This is a genomic window from Okeania sp. SIO2B3 (assembly GCF_010672525.1).
In the GTDB taxonomy this organism is placed as follows: Bacteria; Cyanobacteriota; Cyanobacteriia; order Cyanobacteriales; family Microcoleaceae; genus Okeania.
This window is the reverse complement of record NZ_JAAHGH010000021.1, coordinates 21,428-33,966: the sequence shown is the minus strand read 5'-3', so window position 1 is coordinate 33,966 and position 12,539 is coordinate 21,428. Positions and strand designations below refer to the sequence as shown.

The following is a 12,539-nucleotide window of genomic DNA, read 5'->3' as shown; positions in this document are numbered from 1 at the left end:
CTTTTTAAGGATAACAATATCCGAATCAACCATCAATCTTCGCCCCAGGCGATCGCTTCCTGAATTCGATTCATCTCTTCAATAGTTGTATCAAAACTACGAGCTTCAATACCCATTTCCGGGTCAATATTTGCTAGGGTAAGAGTTTTGCCCTTAATTTTTCTTTTATTACCTTCTAGTTGAATAGATTTTTCTTCAGCAATATACACTTTAATCTTTTCAGCAGATATTAATTCTTCTGTTTGATAACCCTCTTCCTCAGCAATGCGTTTCAGATGAGGTTTATCGTGATTGAGCATAATTAGTGTATTTAATTCTTTGATAATATAATCACTATGAGTAGTAATAAAAACCTTGATTCCCAGATTAATAAGTCGAGCAAATAGTCTGGCAACACGACGCTGGTTTTCAGGATGTAGGTTTAACTCTGGTTCATCTACCATGAGTAAGTCCCCAGGTTGAGCTTCATGTTTTAGATAAAAACCAATATCTAGTAAAGAACGCACAGCGCTAGAACTTTCAAGCATAGATAGTTTGGGGGGTCGTTTCCCTTGTTTCGGCGTATAATAAAGTTCATCATTAGGAGTAACTGTATACTCACCTCCAATAATATCAGCGAAATCATTCAAAACTTCAGGATGCTCATTATAAAGAAAACTATGTTGTTTGGAAATTTTCTCTAGTTTCAGTGTAAACTTTACATTTTCTTTAACTGGAAGTGGATAATTTTGATATCCTTCAAATAAAAACTTTTCTAGATCAATATTATCATCTGCCTGACTCATTTCTTCAAGCAAACAGTTGCGGGCAAAATTTAATTCTTTACGAAAAATAGCAGCACCTGTTCTTTCTGAACTAGCGATGAAAGGTCTAGGAAAAAGTTGATAAAAAATAATTTCTTTGAGAGCATTTGCGATAAAATCATTAAAAATATTAGTTAGAATTTCCGCTTTTGCTTTTTCAACTAGAAGCGTTACAACTAATTCTGTACTATCATAATTTTTGGTAATGGAAAAAAGTTCTCTACCTGGAAAATTGATTTTACGCTCAAACTTCGTATTTAAACTAATATCATTAATATCATTTATATCAACAATGACATCAAATTTTGTTTCTTTAAATCGTTCACGATCTGCTGCAAAAATCTTTGGTAATTGCTTGGTATATTCTTGACAACCTTTAGCAACGATTTCTTGAATCTGTTCAATATATTCTTGTATATCAATACTAATTACACCTTCAGCAAATAATTGCTGAATTTTATCGTCGATATCAATAGAAAGTATCCGTTCCCAAGTACACAAAAATCCAAATAAGGCATAAGTAGCGTAAGTCTTGCCAGTATTATTACCACCACAAATAATTGTCAGATCGGCAAGAGTAAATTCAGCTTGTTTTAATACACCAAGATTTTGGATTTTAATTTTCATTCCTGATAATGCTTTATAATTCCTTGTATCTGTCTCAATACTTAAATTTTAATGATTTGATGGTTTAAGTAATACCACTTTCCCATTAGGTAAATTAATATTTTCAGCTAATTTATACAAAAAATAGAGTTTAAAATACCTAATATATTCTTGCCTAAATAATCGCAATTCACCACGACTAGCTAAATATACTCCCATTGGTTATAAGTAGCAGCTTGACCACATTGCTTTTGATTTTCATCTAGAAGATTCCAGATGGTAACATCTAAAATCCAAAACCGTTTACCTTTGCTGGAAATACGAACCCCCCGATAACCACTAATATAGCCTTGAGTTTGTACCTGAGTCATTAATAGCTGGCGATCTTCGCGCTCTGAAAGTTCTGCTGTCTGACGAGAAGGGGTATGAGTCAACTGCTCCCAACTCATTTCCCATAAATCCAACGCTTGCTGATTACCATAATTGAAGATAGGGTTTTCTTCCATACCGTGAGAAACAACAATAAATGGAGCTTCCCACAATGCTTGAGCCATAAATTCCGGTGTTCCATCTACATCCAATAAAGATTTACCAGTCCAATATTTATAGCTTCGTAACAGTATTTGAGTACGGCGAATTATAGTTTCTTGTTTCCAGGGATATAAGATATTTTCAGTCATCGATCATTTTTCAACAGTTAATCATCAAGAATTCTATCTTAATTTTCTACCTTTTAAATTAGATTACTCTTAAAATTTTACCTGTTAATTTGAATCAATAATTTATCTTGCCTTGTAATAAGGATGTACATCAATGCTACAACCACCATCAACAAAAAGAGTTTGCCCAGTAATATAACCTGCCTCTTCTGAAAAGAAAAAGCCAATAGCTGCTGCTACTTCCGAAGGTTTACCAGCACGCTTCATTGGTATCCCACAAATTAAGCGCTTTTCCTCTTCACTTCCAGTTGGAAAAATGCGCCTACCAATTTCTGTTTCTATTCTCCCAGGAGCAACAACATTAACAGTTATCCCACTTGACACAAACTCCAAAGCCCAAGTGCGAGCCAAACTAATCATTCCTGCTTTAGCTATAGTATAACTGGTGCGGTCTTGCGCTCCCAAAGCAGCGATACTAGAAATATTAACAATACGACCCCACTTTTTCGCCTTCATTGATGGCACCACTGCTTGAACAGTTTGTATCGCAACACGCAAATTTAAGTCAATCACTGTATCGAAGTTATCCAGCGTCACCTCCTCTAGTGGTTGTGGGTGTACTATTCCTACATTATTGACAACTCCATCAAAAGAATATTGTTTCGTTAAATTAGCCAGAGTTTCTGTTGTGGCGTGGCGATCACTCAGATCGACTGTAAAAAATTCACCAGGAAAGGTTTTTTCAGGAGTGTGACGTGCCAGGCCAATTACTAGGTGTCCTTTTTTCGCCAGGTATTCTGCTGTAGAGAAACCTATTCCCCGACTTGCACCAGTAATTAAGGTTATATGTTGTTCTGTCATTTTTCTGGATAGTAAAATAATTTATCAAAATAACATGGGTCTAAAACCCCGCCTTTTAAGGCGCAATATTTTTGGAGCTTTTCTCAAATTCCTGTTACAAAAATAACTTCTGTACGGGCGTTACGAAGTATGCGAAGCAAACGGCCGTTTGCCCCTACTGACTTCTGACTTCGTTATCTTGTCTTGTAATAAGGATGTATATCAATAGTAGAACCACCATCAACAAAAAGAGTTTGCCCAGTAATATAACCTGCCTCTTCTGAAAAGAAAAAGCCAATGCTTGCAGCTACCTCCGAAGGTTTACCAAAGCGCCCTATTGGCACCCCACTTAAATAGCGCTTTTCCACTTCACTTCCTGATGGATAATAATATCTAAATAATTCTGTATCAATAGGCCCAGGAGCAACAGCATTAACAGTTATCCCACTCTTGACCAACTCCAAAGCCCAAGTGCGAGTTAAACTAATCATTCCGGCTTTACTGACAGCATAAGTGCCACGGTTTTGCGCTCCCAAAGCAGCGATACTGGAAATATTAACAATACGACCCCACTTTTTTGCCTTCATTAATGGCACCACTGCTTGCACAGTTTGGATAGCAACACGCAAATTTAAGTCAATAACTGCATCGAAATTATCTAGTGTGATTTCTTCTAGTAGCTCTGGGTGTGCTATTCCTACATTATTTACCACTCCATCAAAAGCATACTGCTTGGTTAAATTAGCTAGAGTTTCTGTTGTAGCATCGCGATCGCTCAGATCCACTGTAAAAAATTCACCAGGAAAGGTCTTTTCAGGAGTGTGGCGCGCCAGGCCAATTACTAGATGTCCTTTTTTTGCCAGGTATTCTGCTGTAGAGAAACCTATTCCCCGACTTGCACCAGTAATTAAGGTTATATGTTGTTGTGTCATTTTATTTGAGGGTAAAATAATAGCTCTAATTAGAAATTAATAATATTTTGGCAGTTTCAGATTGATTTTTAATCAAAAGAAGATGTCAACAAAAATAATATGAATAGTTTAGATAAAAAAATTAAAACTTTAGTAGATTTATTACAAAACAGAGCTATCGAAAACCCCAAACAAATAGCTTATACCTTTTTAGTAGACGGAGAAACAAACACAATTAGCCTCACCTATCAACAACTAGAACAACATTCACGAGCGATCGCTGCCTATCTCCAATCAGTATGTCCACCAGGAGAACGTGCTTTACTCATCTATCAACCGGGACTAGAGTATATTAGCGCCTTTTTTGGATGTCTTTATGCTGGAATTATCGCAGTTCCTGCCTATCCCCCTAGACCCAATCGCTCCCTGGCCCGCATTCAAACAATTATTAGGGATACAGAGGCCAAAGTAGCTCTAACAACTAAATCTATCATCTCCACCCTAGAACGTCGCGCCTCAGAAACCCCAGAATTGAATAATTTAGGTTGGTTAGCCACTGACCATATTCCAGACAATGTTGCAGAAAAATGGCTTGAACCTAATATCAACGAAAATACTCTTGCCTTCCTCCAATATACCTCCGGTTCAACAGCTACACCAAAAGGGGTAATGATTACTCACCAAAACCTTTTGCATAACTCTAGTCTGATTCATCAATGTTTTGGACATTCTGTAGAAAGCAAAGGAGTAATTTGGCTGCCTCCTTATCACGATATGGGTTTAATTGGTGGGATAGTGCAACCTTTATATGGAGCATTTCCAGTAGTTTTAATGTCTCCGTTAATGTTTCTGCAAAGTCCGGTGCGTTGGCTACAAGCTATTTCTCAACATCAAGGGACTACCAGCGGTGGACCTAACTTTGCTTACGATCTGTGTGTCCGTAAAATTAAGGCCGAACAGATTCAAAATTTGGACTTAAGTAGTTGGGAAGTGGCATTTAATGGTGCTGAACCTATTAGTGCCCAAGTTTTAGAAAGATTTGCCAGAACTTTTGAAGTTTGTGGTTTCCGTCGAGAAGCTTTTTATCCTTGTTATGGGATGGCAGAAGCTACCCTGATAATTTCTGGAGGCGATAAACTTGCCCCACCAATTCAAACTACTATTGCGACTAACGCATTAGAACAAAATCAGATTATTTCAACTACTTCAGAAACTGAAGCAACAAAAACATTAGTTGGTTGTGGTCAAACTTTGCCAGACCAACAGATTAAAATTGTCCATCCAGAAAAATTAACTCTCTGTACCGAGGGTGAAGTTGGAGAAATTTGGGTATCGGGGCCAAGCATTGCTGAGGGTTATTGGCGCAAACCAGAAGAAACAAAGCAAACTTTTGAGGCTTATTTACCTGAAGCTTCGGGAAAAGAGCCATTTATGAGAACTGGAGATTTAGGGTTTATAGAGGGTGGGGAATTATTTGTGACGGGTCGTCTTAAAGATGTGATTATTATTAATGGTCGGAATCATTACCCTCAAGACATTGAATGGACAGTGGAGCAAAGTCATCCACTAATTAGACCAGGTTGTATTGCTAGCTTTTCTGTAGAGGTGGCAGGAGAAGAACGTTTAGTAGTAGTAGCTGAGGTAGAACGTAATTTTCGTCAACTGCTTCATGGAAGTCAAAAGTCAAAAGTCAAAAGTCAAAAGCATAATTCCAGTGATGAATCTGTTAGCTTGGTAAAGCTTGATTTTTTTAGTCAGCGTAATGGTAAGTCTGATACGGAAAATTTTGATAATTCTCAGGACTTAATTAAATCTATCCAACGGTCTGTGTCAAGAAATCACGATTTACAGATTTATCAGATACTGTTGCTTAAACCGGGAGCTATTCCCAAAACTTCTAGTGGAAAAGTTCAGCGTTATGCTTGTCGCGAAGGCTTTTTAGCCGGAACTCTACAAATATTTGAATAAGGAAGAAGTTAAGAATGAAGAAGTGACAATGTTTACTTTGTCACAACAGGAATTTAAAATTCTAAAATTTTAATGTCAAATATCTTTGTTGATTCTTACTAACCAGCTACTAAATATTTGACAAAGTTCAATAACTCTCTCCAATACATTTAAAAGCATTAAAATTAAAATGCACGGGAAAAATTTTGCTGGCTTTACCAAGTAACAATTTTTGATGTGATCGATGTCTGGTCTCTAGCTAGGCATCCTTGACTATTTCAGAGCTAAAAAATGACTTAGCTATATATGATTAATACTATTTTGCATACACCTGAAAATAGAAGTTAGGGTTGACCGAAGCAGACTTTAGTAAATACCGTAAAATAATTTTAACCAAAAGTCTGTTATGATTTACTATGGCTTAAAACACCATTAAAGGAGATACAAGAGCACTGCGTCTGGTAAACTATGTGCTTTTGTACCTTATTCGATTACCTTTTACGGCTTATTTGGTTTTTGCGCCATGTAATTGACCAAGCACAACGGACACAGCTATGGTTTTTTATACATGGCTATAATTAACCTCATAGTAGCACTCCTGTATATGAGTGTCAACGGCTTTTGTCAATTATTTATTAGCTTTTGGCGTAAAAACCCACATTGTTTGCTGTGAAAGAATTGCAAAAATTTGTGAGGTTTATGAATATTTTTTTGATTTTGACAATTGTGAGCTTTGCTACAACACTCTTATTTTTTGTAAATCAGCTCTTATTCTTGGTAAACCAGTTAATGTCCTATCGTATTCTGATTGAAAAGGGTAAGAAAAATGATGAGGAGGACAAAGATTAAAATCTTAGCTGGACAATTAACCATTTCTTAAATCCAGTTTAAGAGCTTAAAAATTGCTGTCGGGTAAGTAATACTGAAAGCTTCCTCAATATTCAGAGGGAGTTTTTTTTGCTCACTATGTAATATGTTTTGTGACAACAGAACCGTAAAATGAACAATTAATGTCCAATAATTATTATCTAGATATGGCCTACGCTCCCGTCCTGCACTCTACGCTCGGTTAAAAATTTTAGGAATCGAAGTAGCTAAAGACGAGAACTACAAAGCATTTGTGACTCCAGAACAATCTGATGACTTCTTCCTTCTCCCTTCTCCCTTCTCCCTTCTCCCTTCTTCCTTCTCCCTTCTTCCTTCCTACTTCGTATAAGATAATGGCACAATAACCATCATGCCTTCCCCAGTGTTTTTTTTGGGGGGGTCAATCAGTTGAAATAGTTAGCTATTTTAGGTAATTGTTACAAGTTAGAAGTTAGTCCTAAAAAATCATAAATCAAATTTATGATTTTTGAGAGGGACTTTTTTACCCCAATATGTGTTATTGCATATAAGCTACTAGACAAAACTAAGTGACAAGCAATTTTAACGTGGTGCAGGAGTGAACAATGAAACTGTTGAACCAGCTTACGAATGAGAAGGACAGCCAACATCTGTCTTTAGTAAACAACGAGCCAGAACCTGCCTTGCAAGTCCCACAATTATCTGCATCGATAGAAACTATTAAGTCCTGGTTGATATCCCAATTGGCCGAAAGACTAGAACTTGATATCCATGAGATAGATATTGAGCGGGATTTTATTGATTATGGCCTCAACTCAATTGAAGTGGTCAATCTTTCTGGAGAACTAGAAAATCTCCTTGGTAGGCGACTTCCTCCAACTCTATTATTAGATTATCCAACTATTGAGGCTTTAGCTGAATATTTAGTGGAGGATACCACCCAAGATACAGGGCCAAATATTCACAAAAAATTAGAAGATGAGGCTGAGGTCCCAACTTCTAATCCAACTATTGAAACTGAAGAAATTCCTTTAGAATATTATAACTTCGACCTGTACCCAGAATATCTGCAACTGCAAAAGCAAATGGCAGAAATTAATGCTACAGGTATTGGTAATCCGTTTTTTATACCTCAAGAACGGATTAATAATAATACCACAGTTATCGGTGGTAGGGAATTGGTTAATTATGCTACCTATAATTATTTAGGTATGTGTGGCGACTCCTCAGTATCTAATGCAGCGAAGGAAGCTATCGATCGCTATGGTACTTCTGTTTCTGCCAGTAGGTTGCTATCAGGAGAAAAGCCATTACATCAGGAATTGGAAAGAGAAATTGCTGATTTTATCGGCGTAGAAGATAGTATTGTTTATGTCGGCGGTCATGCCACTAATGTTACTACTATTAGTCATTTGTTCGGGCAAAATGATTTAATTCTCCATGACTCTTTGAGCCATAATAGTATTTTCCAAGGTTGTTTGTTATCAGGAGCAACTATTATTGCTTTTCCTCATAATGACTGGCAAGCTTTGGATAGGTTATTGAGCGATCGCCGTCATCGTTATAAACGGATACTTATTGCTATAGAAGGTGTATATAGTACAGATGGTGATATTCCAGACTTACCGAAATTTATAGAAATTAAACAACGTTACAAAGCTTTTCTGATGGTAGATGAGGCTCATTCTATCGGTACTATTGGCAACCATGGTAGGGGTATTAGTGAGTATTTTGGGGTCAACCCCAATGATATTGATTTATGGATGGGTACTTTAAGTAAATCTTTTGCTAGTTGTGGTGGTTATATTGCTGGCAGCAAAGCATTAGTAGAATATCTTAAGTATACTTCTCCAGGATTTGTCTATAGTGTAGGTATTTCCCCACCAGATGCAGCATCAGTATTAGCAGCTATTCGTCTGTTGAAAGCGGAACCGGAAAGGGTAGCACAATTGCAAGAAAGGTCTCGACTATTTTTGGAATGCGCTCGCGAACGAGGTTTGAATACTGGTATGAGTAAAGACTCTCCAGTGATACCTATTATTGTGGGTGAGTCTATTAAGTCTGTACTATTATCCCAAAATTTATTTAAGCGGGGAATTAATGTACCGTTTATGTTTTATCCTTCTGTACCACACAATGCAGCTCGACTGCGCTTTTTTATCACTTGTAATCACACAGAGGAACAAATTCGTTTTACTATAGATGCTCTTGCTGAAGAGCTGAGGAAGATGGATATTTAGTAGATAATGGCTAATAGCTAATCATAAATAATACAATTAGCTATTAGCTATTCACATTGACAAATCAAAGTGATTTAGCAAAGCAGTTTAGGAATATTTTGCTCTCGATCTGTTGACTCAAATTGTTGATTATTTTTGATTATCTGCCCCAAAATTTTTGCCATAATATCAGGTTGAAACAGAATTTTTGGAGGTTGAGTCAGTTGCATGACTACTATATATTTTTGATAAACTTCCGGGTGCTCTACTGAAAGCCGCAATACCTGGTCTAAATATTGCTGTATTAATCTTGTCATCCAGTCTGGTTTGGCACCTTCTGTACCTGGCCAACGTAAGTCTTCCGCAGTTGCCATTAACCAAGGGATAGAATTTACTTGAGCAAGTTGCTTCTGGAAATACTTGCTCAAACCTTTAAGACTGGGATTACTTTGCAGACATCCATCAAGGGTGATCGCTCCTAAAGCAGCTACAGTCATACCTTGACCATAAACAGGATTAAAGCAACATACTGCATCACCTATAGCAATAATACCATCTGGTAGTCTTGATAATTTATCGTAATGACTGAGGCGATTTTCCGTACGTCGGTAGCTATAAACTGGGGAAATGGGTTGAGCATCTTTAATAAATTCGTAGACAATGGGATTTCGCAAACTACGGGCAAATTCTAGGAAACCAACTTCGTCAGTAGGAGGATAATCTTTGTTTACAGCCCACAGAGTAGTCACCAAACAATCATTTTCCACCGAATAGATGACCCCACCACGGCGATCGTTTGGTGGTTTTGGTGCTACTGCTAATACTTTCCAATCTGTCTGAAAACCCTCTGGACACTTATACCATCGACTACTGTAGCCCAAAAAAGAATTTATTACTGTTTCTTCCGGAGCTTGATAACCTAAAGCAGTTAACCATTTAGGTAGAGAGGAATTTCGCCCACTAGCATCAACAACTAAGTCGGCAGTTAAATCTTGTTCGTGAGAATTTGACTTTATTCGTACTCCTGTAACTTTAGAGTTATTAACATTGCTGAGTAAATTTTTTACCTGAGTGCCTTCTAGAAATTGCACGCTGTAATCAGCAGTTAATTGACGGCGTATTGACCACTCTAACAGATGGCGACTACAAAGACAACTTTTTATCTCGGAACGAAACCGAGGTTGCCAACCAAATAAATTATACCAGGGAAATTCTGCTGCCCAATCAATTTTTAGGGAACCTGCAGTTTCCAAATCTTTGACTAAACCAGGAAACAGTTGCTCTAAAATTTGTTGACCTTTGGATAATAGTACATGGACATGATGGCTTTGAGCTACTCCTGGCCGAAATTGGGGATGTTCGGGAAAGCGATCGCGCTCTATTATTGTTACTTGCTGAAAATGGTTTGTTAATATTCGCCCTCCTAATAACCCTGCAATACTACCACCAATTACGATTGCATGGTTACCTTTTTTAGGTTGTTGCTGTGAAATATTGATTTTGTCTGAGTAGATCATTATTTTTTTATAAAATTTAAGAATTTACAGTACCAAAGAAATTTTGAAATTACCTCTACTTTTCTCTAATTTCTTCCCTCCTGACTACTTAGGGTTTGCTGAAAAAGTCTTTTTTAAGGAGTAGGGGACCCACCCCTAACCCCTCCCCCTCCCAGGAGGGGAAAAGGGGAGTAGGGGAGAATTTTTTTGCCCAACTCTTCTAAAAATGCTAACTTTTTGAGCATGAAGAGCTGAAAACCATGTACTTTTTCAGTGCCTAAAAAGGCTAAAACCTTTATCTGGTAATTATTTTAGCCCACATTTTGTACTTCAATTTGTCTCATTAAAAGTAGTATATGAATCTGTAGCTTGGTAAATATTTATACTATGCAAATCATCTCAATACTTTTTTCGTTCATCAAATTCCTAGTAAATAATTTACGCATAAATACTTGCTATACATGATTACTCAATCACGGCAGCTATGATTTTCTTCTCAAATTCTGTCTCCTGTCTCCTGTCTCCTGACTCCTTCTTCGGTTGCTACATTTTGTGGTGCGGAATGTAGGTTTTAGATTTAATCATCAAACCATGCTTACTCCTAAGTAATGAAGATTGATATCATACACTAATTCACCAACACCCACAAAATTTTTCCTTCTTCCGTCTTTCTTCTTTCTTCTTCCTTCTAAATTATCTCATCATTTTGCAGAACCTGATTTTTAACTCTTGTTGGTAAAGATAAGAAACTCCAGGCAGATTTTTCTTCAATTTCATTAGTTGGTGGAGCAAGCACAATTAAACCATCAGGAATACACTTAATCTCAACTGGAGTAGTGCCAATAATTTCACCATCAAGTACAACTTTTTGCGGTGGATCTGTATTAACTTTTACCTGCTTTGTTCGCAAACCAATAGTATCTTGATCTTGAGCAGGAGTTTTAAATATAGCTGAACCAAACATTCTAACTATAGTATTAACAGCTTGCAGTCTACTATTAGAGGTAATAATCATTACTTCTAATAAACCATCATTCATAATTACTTCTCCCAAACCTTGAGCTAAAACTGATGTTGGTGGAGCTGCATTGGCAATAGTTATTGCTCCCGCTTCAAAGGTTTTGGTAACACCATCAATTTCTATTTCAACATCAAAAAGTTGTTGTTCGTTTAGTTGTTGCCAACCTGCCATCATATAGGCAAGGACTCCCCAACGATTTTTTGCTTCTCGATCTGCTCTCTCTATAGTTTCTGCTTCATACCCCACTCCTGCTAATAAAATCATGGTACGCTCATTACACTGACCAACATCTATTGTACGAATTTTACCTGCTAAGATAATCTCACAAGCACTTCTAATTGGTGTAATACTGGGAATTCCTAAAGCCATACCAAAAGCATTGGCAGTACCTCTAGGAATTACACCCAGAGGAATACCAGTATTTACTAATTCTCCAGCGACGGCAGAAACAGTGCCATCACCGCCAGAAGCAATAATAATATCTGCTTGTTTAGCGATCGCTACTTTTGTCAATTCTTCTGCTGTTTGTTCTATAGTGGTTTCGTGTATATGTAAATGTAGATGAGGCTCGAGAAGTGATTTAATTAATGATAATTCTTGTTGAGCATTGCCCTGGCCAGATACAGGGTTGAATATGAGGTGGGCAACAGTAGCTTGAATAAAACTATTAATAATTGCTTCAGCAGTGGCAATATTAATGGCAATGGGAACATTATGTACCTGACAAATACGCAGTAATAATTTGAGGTCTGGTTCATAAGATTGAGAGAATAAGTAGTCTACTAAACAGATAACAGCAATAATATTTCCTGTGGCTATTTCTGCTGCTATTTGAGCATCTCCTCCCAAGGAAATTGGTAATACAGAGTTTATTTTTATAGCTGCTTCTTGTAAAAGATATTGAGCAGTGTCTTCTGGGGCAATTAATTTATAGCGAGATAGCACAACTTGATGTTGTTTGACAAATTCAACTAAGTTGTCCTTTTTGCTGTCATAAGCAAGTAAAGCAATGGTGTTTGTCATTTCAGTTATCAGTTATTAGTTAGGGTTTGCTGAAAAAGTCTGATGGTGATGATAGGCAACAGGCAACAGTTTAGACTATCTGCTACGGCTAAATTTTCTGATCGCCAGGGGAAAAATATTAGCATTTTTAGACTAATTGAGCAAAAAACTTGTACTTTTTCAGGATAA

Annotated in this window: 8 protein-coding genes; 2 read left to right on the top strand and 6 right to left on the bottom strand. The window is 37.1% G+C overall.

Features of this window, described 5'->3' with window-relative positions; genetic code table 11:
• Positions 1-32: 32 nt before the first annotated feature.
• The 4 genes from F6K15_RS17110 to F6K15_RS17095 all read right to left on the bottom strand — a co-directional run bounded on the left by F6K15_RS17110 (position 33) and on the right by F6K15_RS17095 (position 3,840).
• Positions 33-1,430, bottom strand: a complete 1,398-nt coding sequence (locus F6K15_RS17110) for an AAA family ATPase (protein WP_293062697.1) — start codon at positions 1,428-1,430, stop codon at positions 33-35.
• A gap of 182 nt (positions 1,431-1,612) precedes the next feature.
• Entirely contained in the window at positions 1,613-2,089 is a 477-nt protein-coding gene (locus F6K15_RS17105) for an MEKHLA domain-containing protein (protein WP_293062696.1), read from the bottom strand.
• Positions 2,090-2,191: 102 nt separating this feature from the next.
• Entirely contained in the window at positions 2,192-2,929 is a 738-nt protein-coding gene (locus tag F6K15_RS17100) for an SDR family oxidoreductase (RefSeq protein ID WP_293062695.1), read from the bottom strand.
• A 173-nt stretch (positions 2,930-3,102) separates the two neighbouring features.
• A complete protein-coding gene (locus F6K15_RS17095) occupies positions 3,103-3,840 on the bottom strand; it encodes an SDR family oxidoreductase (protein ID WP_293062694.1) in 738 nt (245 codons plus the stop codon).
• A gap of 99 nt (positions 3,841-3,939) precedes the next feature.
• Here F6K15_RS17095 and F6K15_RS17090 point away from each other — a divergent pair, with 99 nt between their 5' ends.
• Both F6K15_RS17090 and F6K15_RS17085 read left to right on the top strand, forming a co-directional pair.
• Entirely contained in the window at positions 3,940-5,787 is a 1,848-nt protein-coding gene (locus tag F6K15_RS17090; protein ID WP_293062693.1) for a fatty acyl-AMP ligase, read from the top strand.
• A gap of 1,430 nt (positions 5,788-7,217) precedes the next feature.
• Positions 7,218-8,852: an aminotransferase class I/II-fold pyridoxal phosphate-dependent enzyme gene (locus F6K15_RS17085; protein WP_293062692.1), complete on the top strand. Its 1,635-nt coding sequence runs from the start codon at positions 7,218-7,220 to the stop codon at positions 8,850-8,852.
• A gap of 74 nt (positions 8,853-8,926) precedes the next feature.
• On the opposite strand, the gene F6K15_RS17080 is transcribed toward F6K15_RS17085, so the two are convergent.
• Together F6K15_RS17080 and F6K15_RS17075 are read right to left on the bottom strand one after the other, a co-directional pair.
• A complete protein-coding gene (locus F6K15_RS17080) occupies positions 8,927-10,348 on the bottom strand; it encodes an NAD(P)/FAD-dependent oxidoreductase (protein ID WP_293062690.1) in 1,422 nt (473 codons plus the stop codon).
• Positions 10,349-11,015: 667 nt separating this feature from the next.
• On the bottom strand, positions 11,016-12,371 hold the full coding sequence (locus tag F6K15_RS17075; protein ID WP_293062689.1) for a methylglyoxal synthase: 1,356 nt from the start codon (positions 12,369-12,371) through the stop codon (positions 11,016-11,018).
• Positions 12,372-12,539: the final 168 nt, after the last annotated feature.